Below are 25163 nucleotides of genomic sequence, written 5' to 3'. Positions count from 1 at the left end.
CGTCCAGCGAGCCGCGCCGATCGGGTCACGCCGAAGCGTTGACGATGAAGTCGACGGCGTCGCCGACGGTCTTGAGATTCTTGACCTCTTCGTCCGGGATCTTGACGTCGAACTTGTCCTCGGCGTTGACCACGATGGTCATCATCGAGATCGAGTCGATGTCGAGGTCGTCGGTGAACGACTTGTCGTACTCGACGGTGTCGGTCGCGATGCCGGTCTCGTCGTTGATCAGCTCGGCAAGGCCGGCGAGGACTTCTTCGCGGGAAAGTGCCATGGGTTGGTTTCTCCTTGGGTGTCAGTGACAGCAGAACAGTCTAAATGCGATTGAGGGGAGGGCCGGGCGAGCTGGCTCGTCTGGCCGACCCGATTGAGCGATTGAGCGGCGAAGCCACGATGAAGGTGATTCGGGGCCGTTCAGGGCAGCACGACGACCTGCGCCCCGAACACGAGGCCGGCGCCGAAGCCGATTTGCAGGGCGAGCGTACCGCTCAGTTCCGGATGCTCCGACAACAGCCGGTGGGCCGCGAGCGGAATCGAGGCTGCCGATGTGTTGCCCGTCGTCTCGATGTCGCGTGCGATCACGACCGTCTCCGGAAGCTTCAGCTGCTTCGCCAGCTCGTCGACGATGCGCATGTTCGCCTGGTGGGGGATGAACGCTGAGAGGTCGCCAGGCTCGATGCCGGCAGCCTCGATGGCGCGCCGCGCCACCTTGACCATCTCCCAGACGGCCCAGCGGAACACGGACGGTCCGTCCTGCCGCAGTGTCGGCCAGCCGGCCTCCCCGTCGCGGAACTCGACGAGCGTGTGGTCCATGCCGACCGTGTCCGCCTTGGATCCGTCGGATCCCCAGACTGTGGGGGCGATGCCGGGCTCGTCGCTGGGTCCGATCACCGCTGCGCCCGCGCCGTCTCCCAAGAGGAACGAGATGCTGCGGTCGGTCGGATCGACGACATCCGACAGCTTCTCGGCGCCGACGACGACCGCGTAGTGGGCAGCGCCCGTGCGGATGAGCGCGTCGGCCTGGGCGACCGCGTACGCGTATCCGGCGCAGGCGGCGTTCAGGTCGTAGGCGGCGGCGGGGTTCGCGCCGATCCGATCCGCGACGACGGCGGACATCGACGGGGTCTGGCGCGCGTTGCTGATCGTGGCGATGAGCACGAGGTCGATGTCGGATGGCGCGATGCCGGACTTCTCGACCGCCTCGCGGGCGGCATCCGTCGCGAGATCCTCGGCGAGCACGTCATGCGGCGCACGAGCACGCGTGATGATGCCGGTGCGCTGACGGATCCATTCGTCCGACGAGTTGATCGGCCCGACGAGGTCGTCGTTCGGGACGGCGTTGCTGCCGCGCGCGGCTCCGAGCGACAGGATTCGCGTGTACTGCGGTCCGGTCGACTGGTTCAGTCGGGGAGTGCTCATGTTCAGTCTTCGCTTCCTGCGGCGGTGAGCAGGTCCACTGCCGCGGTGAGGTCGTCGGGCGTCTTGATCGCGACAGCGGGCACGCCCTTGAGGCCGCGCTTGGCCAAGCCGGTGAGCGCACCGCCAGGGGTCAGCTCGATCAGGCCGGTGATTCCGGCCGACTCGAAGGATGCCATGCAGAGGTCCCAGCGGACGGGAGATGCCACCTGACCGACCATCAGCTGAAGGTACGACGATCCGGACTCGACGACGGATCCGTCTCTGTTGGTCCAGATGGCCAGTTCGGGATCGGAGACCTCGAAGTCCGCGACGACCTTCTGCAGATCGTCTCGCGCCGGCTGCATGTAGTGGGTGTGGAAGGCACCGGCCACCTGGAGCGGGACGACGCGCGTTCCGCGGAGCGGTTCCTCCGCGAGGCGGGCCAGGGCATCCAGCGCACCGGCGACCACGATCTGGCCACCGCCGTTGAAGTTCGCGGGCTCAAGGCCGAAGCCCGTGATGTGCTCGATCACGGCGTCCTGATCGCCGCCGAGGACGGCGCTCATGCCCGTCGGTGTCGCTGCTGCAGCGTCGGCCATCAGTACGGCCCTTGCGCGCACGAAGCGGAGCGCGTCGTCCTCGGAGAGGATGCCCGCACCGGCCGCCGCCGCGGCTTCACCGACCGAGTGGCCGGCGATGCCGCCGATCTGCGCGTCGGGAGCCGCCGAGCGAAGCGCGTGCAGGGCGACGATGCTGGCGGCGACGATGAGCGGCTGGGCGATGGACGTGTCGCGGATCGTCTCGGCGTCCGATTCGGTGCCGTGCCTGACGAGGTCGACGCCGGTCACCTCCGAAAAACGTTCGACGAGGGCGCGAGACTCCGCATCGGCCAGCCAGGGCGTGAGGAATCCGGGGGTTTGCGAGCCCTGTCCGGGGCAGGCGACGACGATCACCGTTCTAGTCTGCCAATCGTCTCGATGGCATCCGTGTCGGGGTTCGATGAACTCCTGCCGGATCGTTTGTCGGTGTCGTACATCGTTGTGCGTCTCCTGTTCGGTTTTCGGGTACGGCGGCGCCGATGCCACGGCACGCGTCGACGACCATCGGTCTAGCGCCTCCGGACCGGCGCGTCCGGCTCGTTGATGGAGCCGACGATGAGTGCTGCCTGCAGGATGAGCGCTTCACGCGCCCCCGTTGCATCCCAGCCGATGACATCCGTGACGCGCTTGAGCCGGTAGCGCACCGTGTTGGGGTGCACGAAGAGCTCGCGCGCCGTGGCCTCGAGCGAGCGGCCGTTGTCGAGGTAGCTCCAGAGCGTGTTCAGCAGCTCGGGGGAGTGTGCCTGCAGCGGTCGGTAGATGCGGTTCACGAGAGTGCTCCTGGCCAGCGCATCGCCGGCGAACGCACGCTCGGGAAGCAGGTCGTCTGCATGGACCGGCCGCGGGCAATTGCGCCACGCTTTGGCGACCGCGAAACCGGCGAGTGCAGCGCGTGCGCTTTTGGAGGCGTCGACCAGACCGGGAACCTCGTGGCCGAGCACCAGGTGCCCCGGTCCGAAGCCCGGCTCGAGTTGTTGCGCGATCTCCATGAACGTGACCGAGTTCGACGTGCCGACCTCCTCGGGCTCGCTGGAACGCGGCTGAGCGCGTCCGATCACGAGCACCAGGCGGGATCCCTGCACGCCGATGAGCACGTCGGCCGCCATGTGTCTGGCGATGCGCCGCAGCGCGTCGACGTCGAGCTGCTTCGGTGCGGTGCCGACGAGCACGCTCACCTCGCCGTGTCCGTGCCATCCGAGGGCGGCTATCCGGCTGGGGAGCTCGTCGTCGTACTCGCCGGTGAGGATGGAGTCCACGACGAGCGCTTCGAGGCGTGCGTCCCAGAGGCCGCGCGCCTCTGCGGCACGTGCATAGACATCCGCCGCACCGAACGCGATCTCGCGGGAGTACAACAGGATGGCCTCGCGCAGCTCCTCGTTGCCTCCGGTGCGTACGCGGTCCTCGACCACCTCGACGGTCACGCGGATCAGCTGCAGCGTCTGCTGCAGCGAGACGGACCGGAGCAGCTCGCGGGGAGCTGCTCCGAACACGTCCGCCGCGATCCAGGGCGTCGAGCGCGGATCGTCGAACCATGCGATGAACGAGGTGATGCCCGCCTGCGCCACCAGGCCGACGGCGGAACGCCGGCCCGGTGGCATCTCCCGATACCACGGGAGCGTGTCTTCGAGCCGTTTCAGCGTCGCTGTCGCGAGCTCACCTGAGATCTTCCGCAACCAGGCGAGGGTTTCTTCCTTGGTCTTCGGCTTCGCCACGTGCGCGCTGCCTAGCTCTCGCCGCCGGCGACCCCCGTGGTGCCGGCATTGACGTCGTAGAGCCGGTAGCGCTCGATGGCCTGAGCAGGAGCCGAGGCGTCGACCTGTCCGCGCGCGGCGAGCAGTTCGAGGGTGCGCACCACCATCGACGGTCCGTCGATCTTGAAGAACCGGCGTGCGGCGGCGCGAGTGTCCGAGAACCCGAAGTCATCGGCGCCGAGCGTCGCGAACTCGCCGGGGACATACGCGCGGATCTGGTCGGGAACCGCGTGGGCGTAGTCCGTCGTCGCAACGAACGGACCCTCGGCACCGGCGAGCTTGCTCGTCACGTAGGGGACGCGCTTCTCCTCGTCCGGGTGCAGGAAGTTGTGCTCGTCGGCGGCCAGGCCGTCGCGACGAAGCTCGTTCCAGCTCGTGACGCTCCAGACTTCGGCGCGAACGCCCCAGTCGTTCGCCAGCAGCTCCTGCGCCTCGAGGGCCCACGGCACGGAGACGCCTGACCCCAGCAACTGCGCCCTTGGCCCGTCGCCCTCCGCAGCGCGCAGCTTGTAGATGCCGCGCACGACGCCGTCCACGTCGAGCCCCTCCGGCTCGGCCGGCTGGACCATCGGCTCGTTGTACACCGTGAGGTAGTACATGACGTTGGGATCCGGGTGGTTGCCGCCGTACATCCGCTCCAGACCGGCTTCGACGATGTGCCCGATCTCGTACGCGTACGCCGGGTCATACGTCACCACGGCTGGATTGGTCGCGGCGAGCATGGGGGAGTGGCCGTCCGCGTGCTGGAGGCCTTCGCCCGTGAGCGTGGTCCGCCCGGCCGTCGCGCCCATGATGAAGCCCCGAGCCATCTGGTCGCCGGCCGCCCACATCGCGTCGCCCGTGCGTTGGAACCCGAACATCGAGTAGAAGACGTAGACCGGGATGAGCGGCTCGCCGTGCGTCGCGTAGGAGGTTCCGACGTTCGTGAAGGCGGCCATGGCGCCGGCCTCGTTGATGCCCACGTGGATGATCTGGCCCTGCGGGCTCTCCTTGTAGGAGAGCAGCAGCTCGCGGTCGACCGAGGTGTAGTGCTGTCCGTTCGGGTTGTAGATCTTGGCGTTCGGGAAGAACGCGTCGATGCCGAATGTGCGGGCCTCGTCGGGGATGATCGGCACGATGCGGTGACCGAAGCCCTTGACCCGCAGCAGGTCCTTCAGCAGACGAACGAATGCCATCGTGGTGGCGATCTCCTGCGTGCCGGATCCGCGACGCGAGACGGCGTACGCGCTGTCGTCAGGCAGCGGGATCTGCGTGTACTTCGACCGACGCTCCGGCAGGAATCCGCCGAGTGCCCGACGACGCTCCAGCATGTACTGGATGGCCTCGTCGTTCTCGCCCGGGTGGTAGTAGGGCGGGAGGTACGGGTTCTCGGCGAGCTGCTCATCCGTGATCGGGATGTGCATGGAGTCGCGGAACGTCTTGAGGTTGTCCAGCGTCATCTTCTTCATCTGGTGGGTCGCGTTGCGGCCCTCGAAGTGCGGACCCAGGCCGTAGCCCTTGATGGTCTTGGCGATGATGACGGTCGGCTGGCCCTTGTGCTCGAGCGCGGCCTTGAAAGCGGCGTACACCTTGCGGTAGTCGTGTCCGCCGCGCTTCAGGTTCCAGATCTGCTCGTCGGTGTAGTCCTTGACGAGCTCCAGCGCCCGCGGGTCTTTGCCGAAGAAGTGCTCGCGCACGTAGGCGCCGCTTTCGGCCTTGTACGTCTGGTAGTCGCCATCCGGCGTCGTGTTCATGATGTTGAGCAGCGCGCCGTCGGTGTCCTTGGCCAGCAGGTCGTCCCATTCGCGGCCCCAGACGACCTTGATGACGTTCCAGCCGGCTCCGCGGAAGAAGCTCTCGAGCTCCTGGATGATTTTGCCGTTGCCGCGCACAGGACCGTCGAGACGCTGCAGGTTCGCGTTGATCACGAAGGTGAGGTTGTCGAGACCCTCGTTCGCTGCGACCTGCAGCTGACCGCGGCTTTCGACCTCGTCCATCTCTCCGTCACCGAGGAACGCCCAGACGTGCTGGTCGGACGCGTCCTTGATGCCGCGGTTGGTGAGGTACCTGTTGAGCTGTGCCTGGTAGATCGCGTTGATCGGTCCGAGACCCATCGAAACCGTCGGGAACTGCCAGAACTCCGGCATGAGTCGCGGATGCGGGTAGGAGGAGAGGCCGTTCGGGGCGTGAGACTTCTCTTGACGGAATCCGTCGAGCTGGTCTGCCGACAGTCTGCCCTCGAGGAAGGCTCGGGCGTAGGGGCCGGGGGAGGCGTGGCCCTGGATGAAGATCTGGTCGCCGCCGCCCGGGTGGTTCTGGCCACGGAAGAAGTGGTTGAATCCGACCTCGTAGAGCGCGGCGCTCGACGCGTAGGTGGAGATGTGCCCGCCCACCGCGATTCCCGGACGCTGGGCGCGGTGCACGAGGATCGCGGCATTCCAGCGGATCCACGCCCGGTAGCGGCGCTCGATCTCCTCGTCACCGGGAAAGTCCGGCTCGTTCTCCGGGGCGATGGTGTTGATGTAGTCCGTGGTGGGGACCATCGGCACGCCAAGGTGGAGTTCCTTCGACCGCTTCAACAGGCTGAGGATGACCTCCCGCGCCCGCTGGTGGCCCTCGGTGGCGACGAGCGAATCGAGGGATTCCTGCCATTCGGCAGTCTCCTCAGGGTCCGAGTCGATGTAGTTCACCGAATACGGGTCCTGGTCGTTGACAGACACCGCGACCTCTTTCTTTGTGTGGATCGATCGTGGGCGGCACTCGGCGCTGTCGGGTTACGACAGGCGGCACGCCGTAGGCAAGCCTAGCCACCATTGAGGGGAGCGGTTCGTCGCTGGCATCGGAGAGCTCCCCGATTGAGCGGCATAGCAGCCCGCCCTCGCATTGGCGAGGCGACAGAACAGGCCGCGACCCGCGGTCTATGCTTTCCTACCGTGCGCGTCGGCAGGCGGCGCCCCAGCGATTCATGCGGTGTGCATCACCCGGAAGGAGCGACGGTGGCTCTCGAGAACGACACGCAGGCACCGGATTTCGAGTTGCCGAACCAATTCGGCGAGCCGGTTCGCCTCGGCGACTACCGCGGAAAGAGCGCGGTGGCGCTGGTGTTCTTCCCCCTCGCCTTCTCCGGTACCTGCACCGGTGAGCTGTGCGAGTTGCGCGACAACCTTGAGATCTTCCGCGCGGACGGCGTCGAGCTGATCGGCATCTCTGTCGATTCCAAGTTCGCCCTGCGTGCCTGGGCGGAGCAGGAGTCATACGACTTCACCCTGCTGAGCGACTTCTGGCCGCACGGTGACACCGCCAAGCAGTACGGCGTGTTCTTGGAGGACAAAGGGTTCGCGAACCGCGCGACGTTCCTCATCGACGCGAGCGGCATCATCCGTGAGAGCTTCATCACGGCGCCGGGCGAGGCGCGCACGCTCGAGGCGTACCGCATCGCTCTTGAGGAGCTCAAGGCGGCCTGAGCGGGCGGATGTCGCCTGCCGGACGCCTCCGATTCGGCCGGTAGACTGCACGCGCGGGCCTTTAGCTCAGTCGGTAGAGCGCCACGTTTACACCGTGGATGTCGTCGGTTCGATCCCGGCAGGGCCCACCACAAGACTCTCGTGCCGCATTACATGTCGCCTGCAAAGGTCGTGCGCCCGGCTCTCCACCCCGAGACCTGACGGGCGCCGAGTTCGGTCTGCATTCGGCACCGGACCTCGGGCGCGATCAGCGGCTCGTGCGACAGCGGCCCGTCCGTTGCTGGTGCGGTGCGCTGGTCGAGTAGTTCTCGGTCGCATGTGCGCGGAACGCCCGCTCGATGAGCCGGCCGCGCCATGACATCGCACCCCTGCTCGAAATCTGCGTGAGATGTCACACGGGCTGCGCCCGCGTCGTCTTGATAGGTGAGTTCGCACCGTACGGACTCAGAAGGAGATCGCGATGCGAGTGTTTGTTGCGGGCGGAACCGGGGTACTCGGGCAGCGGCTCGTGCCACAACTCGTGGCGCGGGGGCACGACGTTACGGCGACGACCACTGCACCCGGGAAGACCGCCGTGATCGAGTCCTGGGGTGCCACCGCCGCCGTCATGGACGGCCTCGACGCTGCCGCGGTCAGCGATGCGGTCGCGAAGGCCCGCCCGGATGTGATCGTGCATGAGCTGACCGCGCTGGCCGGTGCCCCGGACATGAAGCACATGGATCGGTGGTTCGCGACGACGAGTCGACTTCGCAGGGAGGGCACCGACCATCTCCTCGCAGCTGCCGAAGCATCCGGCGTCGCGCACGTCGTCTCACAGAGCTACGGAAGCTGGAACGGCATCCGCGAGGGCGGCTGGGTGAAGGACGAGGAAGCACCGCTCGACCCGATGGTCGGAACGGTTGCCGAGCCGGTGATGGCGGCGGTCCGGTATGTCGAGGACGCCACCCGCAAGGTGGACGGCACGGTATTGCGCTACGGCTGGCTCTACGGGCCGGGCGCGCTCGACAGCGTGGCTGAGGTTGCACGCAAGCGGCAGTTCCCCGTCATCGGAAGCGGGGCGGGGCACGCGTCCTGGGTGCATTGCGAAGATGCCGCGAGCGCCACGCTCCTGGCGATCGAGCAGAATGCACGTGGCACCTTCAACATCGTCGACGACGAGCCGGCACCGGCAGGCGATTGGCTGCCGCACCTGGCAGCCTGCGCAGGAGGGAAGCCCCCGCTGCGGGTGCCGGTCTGGCTCGCCAGACCGCTCGCCGGAGATGCTGCCGTGGTGATGATGACCGAGGGCCGCGGATTCTCGAACTCCAAAGCGAAGCGCGTGCTTGGATGGGAACCGCGCTACCGCTCCTGGCGTGAGGGGTTCAGAGAGGTGCTGGCGTGACGAAGGTCGAGGACTTCGAGCAGTTCCGCCCGCTGTTGTTTGCGATCGCGTACCGCATCCTCGGCAGCGTGAGCGAAGCGGAAGACGCCGTCCAGGAGACCTGGCTGCGCTACGACGCCACAGAAGCGACCCCCGCGTCCTCCAAGGCGCTTCTCTCCGCCATGGTCACCAGGATCTCCATCGACGTGCTGCGCTCAGCACGGGTCCGACGCGAGCACTATGTCGGCGACTGGTTCCCCGAACCGCTCGTCGACGAACGCTACGAAGATCCCGCCCGCGCGGCGGAACTCGCGGACTCCGTATCGATGGCGGCCCTCCTTCTCCTCGAACAGCTCACCCCGCTTGAACGCGCGGTCTTCGTGCTGCGCGAAGTGTTCGACTACGACTACGAGGAGATCGCGGCGACACTCGGACGCAACGAAGCGGCCTGCCGGCAGCTCGCCGCCCGTGCCCGACATCACATGGATGCCGGGCGTCCGCGCTTCGAGGCGGACCGCCGCGTGCGCGCTGAACTCGCCGCCAGGTTCCTCGACGCACTCCGCGAAGGCGACGTCGACGGCCTGCAAGAACTCCTCACCGCGGACGTGCAACTCGTCGCCGACAGCGGCGGCAAGGCTCCGAGATGGGGCAACGGAATCTTCGGCGCCGCGGCCGTCGCTCGTCTGATCGTCTCGATGGCGCCCGGCTTCTTCAACGCCGGCGTGCAGATCGAGCCGCACGAGATCAACGGGCAACCCGGCGCGATCTTCCGCGATCGAGAGAACCGCGTCATCAACACCTGGACGCTCGACATCGTCGACGGTCATATCCAAACGATCCGCACCGTGCTCAACCCCGACAAGCTCAGCCACATCGGTGCGGTAGCGGACGCCTTTGCCGTCATCGCAGAGACCAGACAAGCACGCCGCGCGCAGCATTAGAAGCCGCGTGCCGAGACGCCCGGTCCATCTCTGCGACGGTCGGGGTCGCACCGTCACTTCTTGCCGCCTCCGCTCACGACGAGGAGAAGGATGACCGCTTCGGATGCCGCCAGTCGCGGTGCGAGATCGCGCGGCTTTGCGAAGCACACAGCCACCTCGACCGGAAGATCGTGGTTCACGCCGAAGACGGTTCTCCTACCGGATGCCGACCCGGCTGTGGGCAGCTGTCGTCCGATGCGCTGGACAGTTCCGCTGTCGGGCAGCAGCGCGCCGGCGAGAACGTGCAGGAGCGTCGACTTCTCTCGTCCGTTCTCTCCGACGATCGCAATCCGCGATCACGGAGTGACGGGTGGCGACTGTCACTGGCCGAGTGTCACATCGCGATTGGCGAAGAACGGCATCGGATCGATCGCCGTGCCGTCGATGCGAACCTCGATGTGCAGGTGGCATCCGGTCGATTCGCCCGTGCTTCCGACTCGCGCGATCGGCTGGCCGGCCGTCACCTGCTGACCGGGGGAGACCATGATGGTGCCGTCGGAGATGTGTCCGTATGCGGTCTGCACACCGTCCCCGTGGTCGATGAGGATGAAGTTCCCGTACCCGCTGTACGGTCCGGCGAAGCTGACGGTGCCGTCGGCCGCGGCGACGATGACGGTCATGCACGCTGCGCCGATGTCGACGCCGGGATGGAAGACGGGCGTGCCTGCAGGCTGCGACGGACGCGGACCGAACACGTCGGTGATGGGACCCTTCACCGGGTCGACCCAGCTCCCGGACGACAGGCGGAAGTCGTCGTCGAAGCTGTCGTCCGCGGTGCCGCTCGACGCCTCGACCATCGCGTTGATGGCCGCGTCGAGGGATGCCTGCGCAGCGTCGACTAGGGATTGGGCCGCCTTCTTCGCCGTCTTCTTCTGGTCCAGTGGGACGGACGCGAGCGTGGCATCCGCCTTCTGAGCCGCTGTCTTCAATGCGTTCGCGCGCTTGGCGGTGGAAATGGCCCGCGCGGTGAGCGTGTCAAGAGGGCCGTGCATGTTGCCCAGTTGGTTCGCGGCGGTGAGCCGCTGCAGGAGGTTCTCGCTGCTGGATGACCCCCCTGGACCACCCAGCACCGCGCCGAGTGTGGTCGTCGCGGAGTCGGCGTGCGACTGATTGAGCGCCACCATCAGCTTCGCCGCGGCGGCCTTCGCTGCGGTGTCGGCGTTCTTGGCGATCCGGTCCGCCGCCGTGGCGAGCGTCTTCGCGCTGGCGTGAGCCGCTTTGGCCGAGTCGTAATCGGTTGTCGCGGAATCGAGCATCGACTGCGCACTGTCCAGCGCACCCTGCGCCTTGTCGATCGCGTCTTGGAGCGCCTGCATCGCACTGTCACTGAGCCCGCCGCTGTCCGTGAGCGCCGCGGAATCGCCGTCTCCGGTCGACTCGGGCGACGGGACACTGGACGGATCACCGGTGTCACCGTCCGCCGGGGTCGGCGTGGCGGTGTCCGTCGGCGTGGGAGTTCCGGTCGGATCCGGAGTGGAGGTGTCCGTCGGATCGGGCGATGACGTTCCGGTCGGATCCGGGGTGGACGTGGTCGACGGGTCCGGCGTCGGCGTCGGGGTCCCTGTGGATGTCGTGGTCGGCGAAGGAGTGGATGTGCCGCATTCGGAGACGCAGTCGTCGGCACGCGCGGCACCGATTCCGCCGAACGTCGCCGTCAGCAGAATGGTGCAGAGCACTGCCGTGCGTCGGATGCCCGCACCACGTCTCCACGATGCACCGGCCCGCGACTGCCCTGACATGCCTCTGAAAGTCCCCGTACCCACTGGTTCAGCCGAATACCTGCTCGTCCTACGAGTCTGGCACCGGCCACCAAGGGGGACAACGTGCGCTGGGCGTATTCCCGGGTTTTGCGGGCATGTATTCGTCGATGCCGACGGGACCCGACCCCGCCCTGCGCACGAACTGCGCGGGGCGATGGAATAATAGGCGTCATGGTTGAAGCGATCCTCTGGGGAATCATCGGCGTCATCGGCATCGTCGGAGTGATTCTCGGGATCGGCGCCGCCTTTCAGATGGGTCGGTCGCCCTACCGCTCCCGCTGACCATCGGCTGACTTTCCTGATCCGCTGAGGCTGCACTGCGGGTGTGGGACAGCGCCGTCCGGGACGGGGTGGCGGCTTCAGCGGTCGCGACGGATCAGCAGAGGATCAGAGCCTTTCGTAGCTCAGGAACCGGTACCGCACGCCCGATACTCCGGTAGCCCAGCCCGCCGCAGGTTCGACGGCGGCAAGACGCCAACCCTCGTCGATGGCGGGAGCGACCGTGTCCCCGGTCACGTCCAGTTCGATCTCCGTCACCTCGAGGCGGTCTGCGAGGTCGATCGCCTCCGCATAGATCTGCCCGCCGCCCATGATCCAGACGTCGCCCTCCGTCAGTGCGAGAGCCTCCGCGACGGAGCCGACGCGCTCTGCTCCATCCGCGCGCCACTCGACGTCACGCGAGACGACGATATTGCGCCGGCCGGGCAACGGGCGGAACCTGGGGGGCAGAGAATCCCACGTCTTGCGCCCCATCACGACGTCTCCACCCGTCGTCACGGCGCGGAAGTGCCTGCTGTCTTCCGACACGTGCCACGGGATCCCGCCGGCCGCACCGATCACCCCACCGTTCGCCTGCGCCCAGATCAGCCCGATGGTCATACGGCGACAGCTGCACGGATCGCCGGATGGTGCTGGTAGCCGACCACCTCGAAGTCCTCGAACTCGTAGTCGAAGATGCTCTCCGGATGCCGCGTGATCGCCAGTCGCGGCGCAGGGAACGGCGTCCTCGAGAGTTGCTCGCGCACCTGGTCGACGTGGTTGTCGTAGATGTGGCAGTCCCCACCCGTCCAGACGAACTCGCCCGGCTCGAGGCCGACCTGATCGGCGACGAGATGGGTCAGAAGTGCATAGCTGGCGATGTTGAAGGGGACGCCGAGGAAGAGGTCGGCGCTGCGCTGGTAGAGCTGGCACGACAATTTGCCGTCCGCCACGTAGAACTGGAACAACGCGTGGCACGGCGCAAGCGCCATCTGCGGGATCTCGGCGACGTTCCAGGCCGACACGATCATCCGACGGGAATCAGGATCCCGCCGCAGAGTGTCGAGCACGGCCGAGATCTGGTCGAGGTGGCCGCCGTCCGGGGTCGGCCACGATCGCCATTGCACCCCGTACACCGGACCGAGGCCGCCGTCCTCGTCGGCCCACTCGTCCCAGATCGTGACGCCATGCTCCTGAAGCCAGCGGACGTTCGAGTCGCCGCGGAGGAACCAGAGCAATTCGTAGGCGACGGAGCGGAAATGCACACGCTTCGTGGTGATGAGCGGGAAGCCTTTGGCGAGGTCGAAGCGCAGCTGTCGGCCGAAGACGCTGCGCGTGCCCGTTCCGGTCCGATCGGACTTGGGCGATCCGTGTTCGAGCACGTCGCGGAGGAGGTCTTCGTACGGTGTGGGGATCGCCGAGTCCATGACTCCCGATGGTACGTCGTGAGCGCGGGCGTCGATGGCACCTCACCGCCGTGATGGGTGACTTGCGTGTGGAGACCTGATGGGGCGCGCATCCGTCGATAGGCTCACGCTATGGGGACCGACTTGGGGGAGCCGGACGACGACACGGTGCCCGAGCCGCCACGCCGGCGCACGAGCTTCGTGCCGCCGAGGGATGCGCCGGCAGCGAGGCCCGACGCTCCCGCAGCCAGCGACAGCGAGAACAGTGTCGACGATGGCGTGCCGGATGCGCCGTTGTTGCGTCCGCCCGCACCCGAGGCGCCTCCCGCGCAAGCGTCGGGTTCTGCCGAGCACACCGACGCGGACGACGGTCCGAAGTCCGGCGACGACCGCGGTGACACTCACGATGACGACGAGATCGCCAACGCGCTCGAACACGAGGTGTCACTGCTCACGGCGTCGCTGCCGATCATCCGTCCCGAGTCGCTCTTCACCCCGGTGAAGGCGCCGGAGCCTCCGTACGAGCCGAAGACCGCTGTCGAGCGGGAGATCGCGGAACAGGCCGATCAGGGCGACACTCTCGCCGCCATCGAGCGTCTGGAGGCCCTGATCGCCTCACGGCGGGGGCCGGAGGGGATCGCTCCAGCGGCAGAGGAGAGGACTCCGGCGGCCGGGGAGACGGCCCAAGCGGGAGGGGAGACGGCTCCACCGGCAGGAGACACGGCGCCCGCGGCGGAAGGGGAACACGATGTCGCAGACAAGACGCCTACCGACGACACGATCCCGCGAGCCCGCCCCTCCGACGATCCCGACATCGACGACACGATCCCGAGCACCGCGAGACGATCTCCGGAGCGGGCGGCTGCCGTGTTCGCGGCGGCCGCCTCGGCAGAAGCCGTTCCGTCTGGACCGGCCGTCGGCAGCAACGCGGATGCCACCGCAGCAGACGACGGCGCGACCTCGGCAGACGACGGCGAGGCCGTTGCGAACGAGCACGTTCCGCCCATCGACGAGGGCGAAGCACCCGCGAACGCCGGACAGGGCGTCGGTGCGACCGGGCCCGATCGTCCTGCCACCGCCGAAGTGCCGGTCATCGCGGATGACGAGCTCGACGTCGACGTGCCCGAAGACGTCGATGATGTGGTGTCGGGCGAGTTCGGCCTGGTTCCGATCGCCACGCCGCGCGTACGTGCCGGCGAAGACGTTCTCACCATCGGTGCGCCGCAGGCGATGCCGGTGTTCTCGATCGAGGAGACCGGCATCGAGCCCACTCCGTTGGAGTATCGGGCCGGGAACGCCAGTCGGCTGTTCTGGCTCTGGTTCGCGACGGGCGCATCCGTCGTCATCATCGGGGTGGGCGCGATCCTGGTCGCCGCCGGCCTCAACCTGGTTCAGGTTCTCGTCGCCGCGGTGCTCGGCATCGCCCTGTCCTTCATCCCACTCGGACTCAGCTCGCTGACCGGGGTCTGGAGCGGCCAGCCGACGGTCGTCGTCTCACGTGCGACCTTCGGCGTCGTGGGCAACACCGTGCCGGCGGCGCTGATCCTGCTCATCAGGCTGTTCTGGAGCGCTGCGCTCCTCTGGCTGCTGGCCGTCACGATCGCGGACACCGCCGTCGCATCCGGGTGGACTGCCGATCGGGCCCCCGTGCTCTGGTCAGTCTTCGCCGTCGGAATCGTGGTCTGCGTGGCGATCGCCGTCTTCGGCTACGCGCTCGTGGCCGTCGTCCAAGCGATCGCGGCTGTCGCGTCATCCATCCTCGCGCTGGCGATCATCGTCGTTGCGTGGCCGCGGAGCGGATGGAATCACGTGTTCGGTGCACCGTTCGGCGAGTGGATCGTCGTGGTCGAAGGCGCCGTGCTCGTCTTCAGCATCCTCGGGCTCGCCTGGGCGAGTGCCGGCGGCGACCTGGCCAGGTACCAGCGCCCCGGATCCGCCGGAACGGGAACCGCCCTGTGGACCGGGTTGGGCGCAGCCTTGCCGCTGCTCGTTCTCGTGCTGTTCGGCGCGGTCGTGTCGCTCGCGGTCCCTGCCCAAGAGGGCGGTTTCACCGCCGATCCCGTGCGGATGCTCGTGGACGCAACCCCGCGCTGGTTCGCGATCCCCGTCGTGGCGGCGATCGCCATCGGCCTGTTGTCCGCACTCGTCGTGAGCCTGTACTCGGGCGGATTCGCGGTGCAGGCGGTCGGCATCCATCTGCCCCGATGGGGATCCGTGATCGCGCTCGGTGTGCTCGTGGCGCTCGTCGGCGGAGGACTGGTGGCCGCCGTCCCCGACGTTCGTTCCCTCGTGCTCGGATACCCGACGACGCTCGCCGTCCCCATTGCCGCCTGGACCGGCATCTTCCTGGGCGACTTCCTGCTGCGTCGACGGCGGCTGGCCACCGACTCGCTCCTGCACCGCGGCGGGGTGTATCCGGACTGGCGCTGGTGGAACGTCGGCGGACTCGTCGTGATCAGCATCATCGGCCTCGGGCTCATGCGAGCAGACGCGACCTGGCTTCGGTGGGAGGGGTTCCTGTATCGGGCACTCGGCGTCGACCCGCACGGCACGCTCGCAAGCTCCGATCTCGGGGTGCTGATCGCGCTCGTCCTGGGCCTGGGGCTGGGGCTCCTGACCGGCCGACGGGCGGTCCCCGCGCAGGAGGCTGCGAGCCGTTGAGTCGCGGCCGCCGCCACGGCGTGAGCACTCCATGCGCCGGTAGGCTCGAAGGGTGCCGACTCTCGCCGAATTCCTCTCCGTGGTCGAACGGCTCTGGCCCGTCTCGGGAGCCGAGCCATGGGATGCGCCGGGACCTGTCACGGGCGATCCGCAAAGCTCCGTCTCCCGCGTTCTGCTTGCCGTCGACGCCGTGTCTGACACGGTCGATGAAGCGGTCGACGGTGGATTCGACGTGCTGGCCGTACACCATCCGCTCCTGCTGCGCGGCGTGACGAGCGTGGCAGAGGACCGCTACAAGGGCGCACTCATCGCCAAGCTCATCCGGAGCGGATGCTCCCTGGTCGCGGCCCATACCAACGCAGACGTCGTGCCAGACGGCGTCTCGGATGTCTTCGCTCAGCGTCTCGGCCTCGTGGACGCCCGACCGCTCGTGCCGGGAACATCCGAGGACTCGGGCCTCGGTCGCGTCGGACGGATGCCGGAGCCCACCACTCTCGGACACCTCGCACGAACCCTCGCCGACCTCTTGCCGCCGACTGCCACCGGTATCCGCGTCGCCGGCGACTACGCGCGGCCGATCTCGACCGTCGCCCTCTGCGGCGGCGCGGGCGACGCATTCCTCGCAGAGCCCGACGTGCGCGCGGCGGACGTGTACATCACGTCGGATCTTCGCCATCATCCGGCGTCGGAGTTCGTCGAGCAGAGCAAGCTCACCGGCGGACCGGCACTGATCGATGTGTCGCACTGGGCCGCCGAGTGGCTCTGGCTGGACACCGCGGCACGGCAGCTGCGCGACGCGCTGCCGGAAGTTGTCGTCGAGGTGAGCGAGCTGCGCACGGATCCGTGGGACTTCGCCGTCGTTCAGTGATCCGGAGAGCGAAGTGGTACGGGTGACGGACCGGTGCAATAACGTAGTTCAGATCGATGAGACCGGGCGTCGTCCCGGTCGGAGAAGAGTGCCGTGAAAGCCGACCCGCGAGACCAGTCAGAGCTCCTGCGAGTGCAGGAGCTCGACAACGCCATCGTCCAGGCGACGAGGGCGATCGCGAATCCGTCGCAGGCGAAGGCATTGGCGAGCTTGGAGCCGACGGCAGCCGACATCCGGAGCAGACGGCTGGCCGTGTCGGGCGAGCTCGACGACGCCAGGGCCGAGCTCACCCGCATGGAGTCGGACGTGAAGGTCGTCGAAGCGCGCATGGAGCGGGATTCCGACCGGCTGCAGCACACGGCATCCGTGAAAGACGTCGCGGCGCTCGAGACGGAGTTGCAGGCTTTGCGCAAGCGACGCAGCGACCTCGAGGACATCGAGCTGAGCATCATGGAGCGCATCGAGGGCCTCGAGGCGGACCTGGCCGGAATCGATTCCGAGGGTGCGGACACCGAGGGCGAGGTCGCTCGACTGGAGGCCGCGCGCGACGGCGAGGTCGCGGAGTGGGAGCGCAAGCGCACGGATGCCACCGCCGACCGCACCACGATCGCCTCGGCACTCCCCGCCGACCTCGTCGCCCTGTACGAGAAGCAGCGCGGACGCTATGGAGTGGGCGCCGCCCGCCTCGTCGGCGGTGTCTCCCTCGGCTCGAACATGAAGCTCTCGCCGTCCGACCTCGCCGTCGTGCGCGCTGCGGCACCCGACGAAGTGGTGCTCTGCCCGGACAGCGGTGCGATCCTGATCCGCGACGAGAACTCCTGACGGAGATCAGCGGCACGGAAGCCTCGCCCGTTCGTCGCATCGTCCCGGCGGGACGTGCAGCGCGACTCGGCTACGCTGGAAGGCGAACGGGCCGGCAAGACGGTCGCGTCGGCATCCGCTCTCGTATCGGATACCGCCGAGGAACGTCCGGGCTCCACAGAGCAGGACGGTGGGTAACACCCACCCGGGGCAACCCGCGAGACAGTGCCACAGAAAACAGACCGCTCACGTTCGCGTGGGTAAGGGTGAAACGGTGGTGTAAGAGACCACCAGCGACCGGGGTGACCCGGCCGGCTCGGTAAACCTCGTCCGGAGCAAGGTCAGACAGGGAACCATGAGGCTGCTCGCCTCGTTCCCGGGTAGACCGCTAGAGGGTCGCGGCAACGCGGCTCCGAGATAGATGGCCGTCCAGGACGACTGTGCCACCGAGCGCAGCGTCCGAACAGAACCCGGCGTATCAGCCGGCCCGTTCCCACGCCCGCCCGTCGTGCGAGCAGCGAGCGGATGTCAGTCCCTGTCGACCCGCGGGTCATTCGACGCAAGCGCGGCGGCTCCCAGGATCCCGGCATTGTTGCGGTACTTCGCGGGAACGGCCTTCGTGTTCAGCTCGAGCATGGGCGCGAACTCGTCCCAGTTCTTCGAGACACCGCCCCCGATCACGAAGAGGTCGGGCGAGAACAGGAACTCGAGCCATCCGTAGTACTTGTTCAGGCGCTTGGTCCAGTGCTTCCAGTCGAGGTCTTCGCGCTCTTTCGCCGAGTACGCGGCCCGGGATTCCGCGTCGTGACCGTCGATCTCGAGGTGTCCGAGCTCGGCATTGGGCACGAGGACGCCGTTGTAGATGAGGGCGCTGCCGATCCCGGTTCCCAGGGTCGTGAGGATAACGAGACCGCCGACGCCCTTCGCGACGCCGAACGTGGTCTCCGCATAACCGGCGGCATCGGCATCGTTGACGAAGTGGATGTCGCGCCCCAGAGCTTTCTCGAATTTCTTCTCCGCATCGAGCCCGATCCACTTCTTCGAGACGTTCGCCGCGGACATCGTGCGACCGCCCTTCACGATCGCAGGGAAGCACACGCCTACCGGGTCGGAAGGGTTGCCTCCCGTGAGTCGATCGAGAACCTCGCGGGTCACCTCAACGACGTCGTCGGGCTCGCCGCCTTTCGGCGTGGCGAGCTTGATGCGGTCGCTGACGAGCTCTCCGGTCTCGAGATCGACGACACCGCCTTTGATCCCCGTTCCGCCGATGTCGATACCGATTGCCGTCGTGGAGGTCATGAGGAGAATCTACCGGGCGCGCGGATGAAGCAGGCCGCTCGCCCCGCCAGCATCGCCCGTGTTCGTGCGACGCGCAGCACGCGATTGGGTCACGGCAGCGTCAGGATCTCCGCTCCGCGTTCCGTGACCACGAGCGTGTGCTCGAACTGGGCGGTGATGGACTTGTCCTTAGTGGTGACCGTCCAATCGTCGGCCCACATGTCCCAGTCGTATCCGCCGAGTGTCAGCATCGGTTCGATGGTGAAGACCATCCCCGGCACCATCTCGGTGTCGTAGTTCGGCGCCGAGTCGTAGTGCGGGATGATCAGGCCCGAGTGGAACGATCGGCCGACGCCGTGGCCCGTGAAGTCGCGCACGACGCCGTATCCGAACCGCTTCGCGTACGACTCGATGGCCCGGCCGATGACGTTGACCTGACGGCCGGGTGCGACGGCCTTGATGCCTCGGTTCAGCGCCTCCCTCGTGCGCTCGACGAGGAGCGTCACCTCCTCGGATGCCTGGCCGACGATGAAGGTCTGGTTGCTGTCGCCGTGCACGCCGTTCTTGAACGCCGTGATGTCCACGTTCACGATGTCGCCTTCGTCGAGCACCGTGTCGTCGGGGATGCCGTGGCAGATCACCTCGTTGACGGACGTGCAGATGGACTTCGGATATCCGCGGTACCCCAGCGTCGACGGATAGGCGCCGTTGTCGATGAGGAACTGGTGCGCGAGGGCGTCCAGGTGCTCCGTCGTCACACCGGGAACGGCGTTCTCGCCGACGAGCGCGATGGCCTGCGCAGCGATGCGCCCTGACTCGCGGATGAGCTCGATCTCGTCGGGCGTGTAGACATCGCCGCGGTCATCGCGTGCCGGCCCCGGCTTGCCGACGTATTCGGGCCTGGCAATGGAATCGGGTACGGCACGACGAGGGGAGATGCGGCCGGGGATCAGATGGCCGGCGGAGTCCTTGGGCATAAGATCAAGCTTATGGCTGACCCGTTCGACCACGAGATCGAGAGCAAGTACTGGTACAACGTCAAGACCGGTGCCGTCGAGCAGGGATTCCAGTCACCGGCTCCCGACCGCGTCGGTCCGTTCGACACGTACGCCGAGGCGGAGAACGCTCTCGAGAAGCTGCGCGAGAACAGCGCCCGCTGGGCCGAGGAAGACGCGGAAGAAGACCGCTGAGCCCGGCAGCCTGCGAACCCGCAGGTTCTGCTCGCGAGCGCCAGGCGCTTCAGCTCAGTAGCTGTGCTCCGGTCCCGGGTACTCACCCTGCTCGACGTCGTCCTTGTAGCGACGTGCCGCGTCGCCGAGCACACCCTTCAGATCCGCGTACTGACGGACGAAGCGCGGGACCCGTCCCGTCGTGAACCCGGCCCAGTCCGTCCAGACGAGAAGCTGACCGTCGACATGCGGGCCGGCGCCGACGCCGATCGTGGGGATCGTGAGCTCTTTCGTGACCTGGGCTGCGGCATCCGCGGGGACCATCTCGAGCACGACGGCGAACGCGCCGGCCTCCTCGACGGCGTGAGCGTCGGCGAGGAGCGACTCGATGCCGCTGTCACCGCGACCCTGGATGATGTGCCCGCCGAGCTGGTGCTCGCTCTGTGGTGTGTAGCCGATGTGGGCCATGACGGGGATGCCCGCGTCGACGATGCGCCGGATCTGCTTGGCACTGCGCTTGCCGCCCTCGAGCTTCACGGCGTGGGCTCCGGTCTCCTTCATGAAGCGCACGGCCGTGTGCAGCGCGTCCTGCACGTCCGTCTCGTAGGAGCCGAACGGCATGTCGGCCACGACGAACGCACGCGACACCGCATTGGCCACGGCCCTGGTCAGCGGAATGAGGTCGTCGACGCGCACGGGGAGGGTGGTGTCGTACCCGAACACGTTGTTTCCGGCCGAGTCGCCGACGAGCAGGAAGTCGATTCCGGCTTCGTCGAAGATCCGGGCGCTCAGCATGTCATAGCTGGTCAACCCGGTGATCTTGATGCCGTTCGCCTTCGCGTTCTGGAAGTGCCGCGTTCTGACACGCTTGGGGCCCTCTGGAGTGCCCCCGTAGGGGCGCTCCTCGGCCGGCGCGGACGTCGATGTGCTCGCCTGATCAGCCATGCCCGCCAGTCTATCGACGGCGCCGAAGCCCTCGGACGCGGTGGCCCGGGATCACGCTCCGCCGCCGGCACCCTACCCACTAGCCTTAGACAACGAGGAAAGGGGTCAGATGGACAAGCAGCGTGACTTCGTGCTCCGCACCATCGAGGAACGCGGCGTCAAGTTCGTGCGCCTGTGGTTCACCGACGTCGTCGGCACCCTGAAGTCGGTGGCGCTCGCGCCCGCGGAGGTGGAGGGCGCGTTCGCGGAGGGCCTCGGCTTCGACGGATCCGCCATCGAGGGCCTCACGCGCACCTTCGAGTCCGACCTGCTGGCGCACCCGGATCCCACGACGTTCCAGATCCTGCCGTGGCGGGGCGAGATCGACCCGACCGCCCGCATGTTCTGCGACATCACGACGCCGGACGGCGAGCCGGCCGTCGCCGACCCTCGCAACGTGCTCAAGCGCACCCTCGAGAAGGCGGCGGACCGCGGGTTCACGTTCTACACGCATCCGGAGATCGAGTTCTATCTGCTCAAGTCGTCGCAGTTCGGCGAGAACGGCCCGGTTCCGGTGGACTCGGCCGGATACTTCGACAACGTGCCTGGCGGCACGGCGCACGACTTCCGGCGCCGGTCGGTGCGGATGCTCGAGGACCTCGGCATCTCCGTGGAGTTCAGCCACCACGAGGCAGGACCCGGCCAGAACGAGATCGATCTCCGTTACGCGGATGCGCTGACCACGGCCGACAACATCATGACGTTCCGCACGGTCATCAAGGAGGTGGCGATCGAGCAGGGCGTCTACGCGACGTTCATGCCCAAGCCGCTCACCGGACATCCGGGAAGCGGGATGCACACACACCTGTCGCTCTTCGAAGGCGACACGAACGCCTTCTTCGAGGCCGGTGCGCAGTATCAGCTCTCGAAGGTCGCCCGCCAGTTCATTGCCGGGCTGCTGCACCACGCGCCGGAGATCACAGCGGTCACGAACCAGTTCGTCAACTCGTACAAGCGGCTCTGGGGCGGCGACGAGGCGCCGAGCTACGTGTGCTGGGGCCACAACAATCGTTCAGCGCTCGTCCGCGTGCCGTTGTACAAGCCGAGCAAGGGCCAGAGCGCGCGGATCGAGTACCGCGGCATCGACTCCGCCGCGAACCCCTACCTCGCGTACTCGCTGATGCTCGCCGCCGGTCTCAAGGGCGTCGAGCAGGAGTACGAGCTTCCCGCCGAGGCGGAGGACGACGTGTGGGCTCTGAGCGACGGAGAGCGTCGGGCGCTCGGATTCAACCCGCTGCCCGCCAGCCTCGAGCAGGCCGTCCAGCGCATGGAGGAGTCGGAGCTCGTCGCCGAGACGCTGGGGGAGCAGGTCTTCAACTACGTGCTGGCGAACAAGCAGCGCGACTTCCGTGAGTACCGCGCCCAGGTGACGCCGTACGAGCTCCGTACGAACCTCGAGATCCTCTGAGCAGTGCGTCGGCGGGAAGGGTGTCGCACATGACGCCGATCACGCTGACCGCACTGGCGCGAGCCGGCTTCGTCGGTCTGTCCGATGCCCGTGCGCAGCTCGACGAGCTCGTCGGCCTCGGCGGTCCGACCCCTGAGGAGTTCCTCGGACTGATGGGGCGGGTCGCGGATCCCGACGCGGCTCTCGCGCGCATTCTGACGCTTCTGCAGCGACGTCCGGCCGAAACCGCGGGGACGCTGAGCGATCCGGATGCACTGCAACGGCTCCTTCTCGTGCTCGGCGCGTCCAGCGGCCTTGCCGAGTTCTTGGTTCGGGTTCCCACTGCGTTGAGCGTCTTCGACCAGCCGATTCACGCCCTTCCGTCCGAGGCGGAGCTGCGCGCCGATCTGCTGGGGGCCGTCGGCGCGGTCGACGGCGTGGCATCCGCCGAGGATGAGACAGCGTGGACCGCGCTGCGGGCCAGGTACCGCACGCGGCTGACGGAGATCGCCGCCTTCGATCTGCAGCAGGAGGATCCCGTCGGGGGCCTCGACGCCGTGGCCCGTACTCTCGCGGCTCTGGCGGGCGCGGCGCTGGACGCGTCGCTCGCCGTCGCCCGAGCTGCGGCATCCGGATCCGGGCCGGGACGATTCCCCGCTGCCCAGGTCGCGGCGACGCGTCTCTCCGTCATCGGGATGGGCAAGACGGGTGCCGAGGAGCTCAACTATCTCAGCGACGTCGACGTCATCTACGTTGTCGAAGGCGATGAGTCGGCAGGAGTGTCCTCTGCCAGAGCGGTCGACATCGGAACGCGGCTCGCATCGCTGACGATGCGCGGGATCGACTCCTTTGCGGTGGAACCGCCGCTCTGGGAGGTCGATGCCAACCTGCGGCCGGAGGGCAAGGACGGCGCCCTCGTGCGCACACTCGAGTCCCACCTGGCCTACTACGACCGCTGGGCGCAGGGCTGGGAGTTCCAGGCACTGCTGAAGGCACGTCCCATCGCCGGGGACCCCGCGCTCGGGGCGAGGTACGCGGACGCGATCCGTCCCCTGGTGTGGGCGAGCGCGGCGCGCGAGAACTTCGTGGAGTCGGTGCAGCGCATGCGCAAGCGGGTGACCGACAACATCCCGCCCGACGAGGTCGACCGCCAGGTCAAGCTGGGGCCGGGCGGCCTGCGTGACATCGAGTTCACCGTGCAGCTGCTGCAACTCGTGCACGGACACACGGATGCCGCGGTGCGGGTCGCGGGAACGCTGCCGGCCCTCGAAGCGCTGGCGGCAGCCGGGTACATCGGACGGGCGGAATCCGCCGAGTTCGCCCGCGACTATCGAGTGCTCCGGCTCATCGAGCATCGCATCCAGCTGTCGGAGCTGCGTCGCACGCACTTGATGCCCCGCGACGAACACCGACTGCGCACACTCGCACGGGCGACAGGCATCGTGTCGAGTGCAGCCGAGCTGACGGAGCTGTGGAACGGCGTCAAGCGTCGCGTGCGCGGCCTCCACGAACGCCTCTTCTACCGTCCGCTGCTGGCTGCCGTGGCGGCGCTGCCCGGCGACGAGAGTGCGCTGACGGGGGAGCAGGCCGAGGCGCGCCTTGCCGCGATCGGATTCGTCGACCCGCACGGCGCGCTGGTGCACATCGCGGCACTGACGGCGGGCGTCTCGCGTCGGGCCGCCATTCAGCGCACACTCCTGCCGGTGATGCTGCAGTGGTTCGCGGATGGCGCGGATCCGGACTACGGCCTGCTCACGTTCCGACGGCTCAGCGAGGATCTCGGCAGCACCCACTGGTTCCTGCGGATGCTGCGCGACTCGTCCGGCGCAGCTGAGCGACTGACGCGCGTGCTCTCCGGATCCCGGTTCGCCGGCGAACTGCTGGGACTCATCCCGGAGAGCGTCGCGTGGCTCGACGACGACGCCGATCTGCGGGCACGCTCGCGTGCGTCCCTCGACGACGAGGTCGCGGCGATCTTGGAGCGCCACGCGACGCCGGATGCCGCGGCGCGCGCCATCCGTGCCGTGCGACGTCGTGAGGTGCTCCGACTGGCGTTCGCGGGCATCCTGGGCATCGGCAGCGTCGAGGAACTCGCCCGCGGACTCACCGATGTCACGGAGATGACGATCACGGGGATCCTGGCGGCGATCCGAGAACGCCAGACCGTCGACTTCGAGTTCGCGGTGATCGCCATGGGGCGCTTCGGGGGACGTGAGCTCGGCTTCGGGTCCGATGCCGACGTTATCTACGTGTTCCGTCCTGGCGAGAGAGTCGACAACGGGGTCGCGCACAGCGCGGCGCTGAGGATCGTCTCCGAGTTGAAGCGCCTGACCGAGGACGCGAGATTCCCCCTCGAGCTCGACATCGACCTGCGGCCGGAGGGCAAGAACGGCACACCGGCACGCTCTCTGGACTCGTATCGCGCCTACTACGAGCGTTGGTCGCTCACCTGGGAAGCCCAGGCGCTGCTGCGGGCCCGCGGCTTCGCCGGCGACGAGGCACTCCTGGCGGATTTCACGACCCTCGCCGATTCCGTGAGATACCCCGCCTCCATCTCTGATCGCGACGTGCGTGAGGTGAAGCGCATCAAGGCCAGGGTCGAGAACGAGCGACTGCCCCAGGGGGCGGATCCGGCCCGACACCTCAAGCTCGGCCGTGGATCGCTCAGCGACGTCGAATGGCTGGTCCAGTTGCAGCAGCTCCAGCACGCTGCGTCGTCGCCGGCACTCCGCACGACGTCCACCCTCGACGCGCTCACGGCCTGCGCAGACCTCGAGCTGCTCGACGAGACGGATGCCGCGCGCCTGCGCGAGGCGTGGATCCTCGCGTCCCGTGCGCGCAGCGCGGTCACGCTCTGGACGGACAAGACCTCGGATCTGCTGCCCACCGAGCGCCGCGCCCTGGAGGGCGTAGCGCGCCTGCTCGGTTATCCGCGCGGATCCGCGACGCAGCTGGAGGAGGAGTATCTCGCTGTGACGCGGAGGTCACGCGCGGTGTTCGAGCGCAACTTCTACGACTCCTGACCCCAGACGCCCATGGGACGTTCCGCCGGCCGCGCGA

At 67.7% G+C, this 25163-nt stretch carries 20 protein-coding genes, 1 tRNA gene, 1 other RNA gene and 1 pseudogene; 11 read left to right on the top strand and 12 right to left on the bottom strand.

Annotated features, from left to right (window positions below; all coding sequences use genetic code 11):
* Positions 1–25 precede the first annotated feature (25 nt).
* The 5 genes from ACX9R5_RS12680 to aceE form a co-directional block, all read right to left on the bottom strand.
* The gene (locus ACX9R5_RS12680; protein WP_459409391.1) at positions 26–274 is read right to left on the bottom strand and encodes an acyl carrier protein; all 249 of its coding nucleotides are present in this window, start codon (positions 272–274) and stop codon (positions 26–28) included.
* A gap of 140 nt (positions 275–414) precedes the next feature.
* On the bottom strand, positions 415–1419 hold the full coding sequence (locus ACX9R5_RS12675) for a beta-ketoacyl-ACP synthase III (RefSeq protein ID WP_459409390.1): 1005 nt from the start codon (positions 1417–1419) through the stop codon (positions 415–417).
* A gap of 2 nt (positions 1420–1421) precedes the next feature.
* Entirely contained in the window at positions 1422–2351 is a 930-nt protein-coding gene (locus tag ACX9R5_RS12670; protein WP_459409389.1) for an ACP S-malonyltransferase, read from the bottom strand.
* A gap of 155 nt (positions 2352–2506) precedes the next feature.
* Positions 2507–3709 carry a PucR family transcriptional regulator gene (locus tag ACX9R5_RS12665; RefSeq protein ID WP_459409388.1) on the bottom strand — a complete coding sequence of 401 codons (1203 nt, stop codon included), beginning with the start codon at positions 3707–3709 and terminating at the stop codon, positions 2507–2509.
* Positions 3710–3720: 11 nt separating this feature from the next.
* Positions 3721–6447, bottom strand: coding sequence for a pyruvate dehydrogenase (acetyl-transferring), homodimeric type (aceE, locus tag ACX9R5_RS12660; RefSeq protein WP_459409387.1), 2727 nt, complete (start codon positions 6445–6447; stop codon positions 3721–3723).
* Between the two features lie 276 nt (positions 6448–6723).
* On the opposite strand from aceE, the gene ACX9R5_RS12655 reads away from it, so the two are divergent.
* The 4 genes from ACX9R5_RS12655 (at position 6724) to ACX9R5_RS12640 (ending at position 9492) form a co-directional block, all read left to right on the top strand.
* The gene (locus ACX9R5_RS12655) at positions 6724–7191 is read left to right on the top strand and encodes a peroxiredoxin (RefSeq protein ID WP_459409386.1); all 468 of its coding nucleotides are present in this window, start codon (positions 6724–6726) and stop codon (positions 7189–7191) included.
* Positions 7192–7246: 55 nt separating this feature from the next.
* Positions 7247–7322: transfer RNA gene (locus tag ACX9R5_RS12650), tRNA-Val, on the top strand.
* 329 nt (positions 7323–7651) lie between these two features.
* Entirely contained in the window at positions 7652–8572 is a 921-nt protein-coding gene (locus ACX9R5_RS12645; protein WP_459409385.1) for an NAD-dependent epimerase/dehydratase family protein, read from the top strand.
* A complete protein-coding gene (locus ACX9R5_RS12640) occupies positions 8569–9492 on the top strand; it encodes an RNA polymerase sigma-70 factor (RefSeq protein WP_459409384.1) in 924 nt (307 codons plus the stop codon). The genes ACX9R5_RS12645 and ACX9R5_RS12640 overlap by 4 nt, the downstream gene beginning before the upstream one ends.
* A 53-nt stretch (positions 9493–9545) precedes the next feature.
* Here ACX9R5_RS12640 and ACX9R5_RS12635 read toward each other — a convergent pair.
* The 4 genes and pseudogenes from ACX9R5_RS12635 to ACX9R5_RS12620 all read right to left on the bottom strand — a co-directional run.
* Positions 9546–9827 (bottom strand): annotated as a pseudogene (locus tag ACX9R5_RS12635) (ATP-binding cassette domain-containing protein); the annotation flags it as partial.
* Between the two features lie 24 nt (positions 9828–9851).
* Positions 9852–11270 carry a M23 family metallopeptidase gene (locus ACX9R5_RS12630; protein WP_459409383.1) on the bottom strand — a complete coding sequence of 473 codons (1419 nt, stop codon included), beginning with the start codon at positions 11268–11270 and terminating at the stop codon, positions 9852–9854.
* Between the two features lie 408 nt (positions 11271–11678).
* Complete coding sequence (locus ACX9R5_RS12625; protein WP_459409382.1) at positions 11679–12170, bottom strand: dihydrofolate reductase; 492 nt, start codon at positions 12168–12170, stop codon at positions 11679–11681.
* The gene (locus ACX9R5_RS12620; RefSeq protein ID WP_459409381.1) at positions 12167–12976 is read right to left on the bottom strand and encodes a thymidylate synthase; all 810 of its coding nucleotides are present in this window, start codon (positions 12974–12976) and stop codon (positions 12167–12169) included. Before ACX9R5_RS12620 ends, ACX9R5_RS12625 begins: the two co-directional genes overlap by 4 nt.
* A 111-nt stretch (positions 12977–13087) precedes the next feature.
* On the opposite strand from ACX9R5_RS12620, the gene ACX9R5_RS12615 reads away from it, so the two are divergent.
* The 4 genes from ACX9R5_RS12615 to rnpB all read left to right on the top strand — a co-directional run bounded on the left by ACX9R5_RS12615 (position 13088) and on the right by rnpB (position 17779).
* A complete protein-coding gene (locus ACX9R5_RS12615) occupies positions 13088–15616 on the top strand; it encodes a purine-cytosine permease family protein (RefSeq protein ID WP_459409380.1) in 2529 nt (842 codons plus the stop codon).
* A gap of 52 nt (positions 15617–15668) precedes the next feature.
* Positions 15669–16484 (top strand): Nif3-like dinuclear metal center hexameric protein, encoded by an 816-nt coding sequence (locus ACX9R5_RS12610; protein ID WP_459409379.1) that lies wholly within the window; start codon positions 15669–15671, stop codon positions 16482–16484.
* Between the two features lie 93 nt (positions 16485–16577).
* Entirely contained in the window at positions 16578–17306 is a 729-nt protein-coding gene (locus ACX9R5_RS12605) for a zinc ribbon domain-containing protein (RefSeq protein WP_459409378.1), read from the top strand.
* 87 nt (positions 17307–17393) lie between these two features.
* An RNA gene (gene rnpB / locus ACX9R5_RS12600) (RNase P RNA component class A) lies at positions 17394–17779 on the top strand.
* 34 nt (positions 17780–17813) lie between these two features.
* Here the strand turns inward: rnpB and ppgK are convergent.
* Positions 17814–18584, bottom strand: coding sequence for a polyphosphate--glucose phosphotransferase (gene ppgK, locus ACX9R5_RS12595; RefSeq protein WP_459409377.1), 771 nt, complete (start codon positions 18582–18584; stop codon positions 17814–17816).
* 89 nt (positions 18585–18673) lie between these two features.
* Positions 18674–19540, bottom strand: coding sequence for a type I methionyl aminopeptidase (gene map / locus ACX9R5_RS12590; RefSeq protein WP_459409376.1), 867 nt, complete (start codon positions 19538–19540; stop codon positions 18674–18676).
* Between the two features lie 12 nt (positions 19541–19552).
* On the opposite strand from map, the gene ACX9R5_RS12585 reads away from it, so the two are divergent.
* Complete coding sequence (locus ACX9R5_RS12585; protein ID WP_459409375.1) at positions 19553–19753, top strand: SPOR domain-containing protein; 201 nt, start codon at positions 19553–19555, stop codon at positions 19751–19753.
* Positions 19754–19807: 54 nt separating this feature from the next.
* On the opposite strand, the gene panB is transcribed toward ACX9R5_RS12585, so the two are convergent.
* The gene (panB, locus tag ACX9R5_RS12580; RefSeq protein ID WP_459409374.1) at positions 19808–20677 is read right to left on the bottom strand and encodes a 3-methyl-2-oxobutanoate hydroxymethyltransferase; all 870 of its coding nucleotides are present in this window, start codon (positions 20675–20677) and stop codon (positions 19808–19810) included.
* A gap of 109 nt (positions 20678–20786) precedes the next feature.
* Between panB and glnA the strand changes: the two genes are divergently transcribed.
* Positions 20787–22124, top strand: a complete 1338-nt coding sequence (glnA, locus tag ACX9R5_RS12575; RefSeq protein ID WP_459409373.1) for a type I glutamate--ammonia ligase — start codon at positions 20787–20789, stop codon at positions 22122–22124.
* A gap of 29 nt (positions 22125–22153) precedes the next feature.
* The gene (locus ACX9R5_RS12570) at positions 22154–25126 is read left to right on the top strand and encodes a bifunctional [glutamine synthetase] adenylyltransferase/[glutamine synthetase]-adenylyl-L-tyrosine phosphorylase (RefSeq protein WP_459409372.1); all 2973 of its coding nucleotides are present in this window, start codon (positions 22154–22156) and stop codon (positions 25124–25126) included.
* Positions 25127–25163: the final 37 nt, after the last annotated feature.

Source organism: Rathayibacter sp. CAU 1779, from assembly GCF_054551755.1.
The sequence above is the reverse complement of the archived record's forward strand: the minus strand, read 5'-3'. Positions and strand labels throughout refer to the sequence as shown.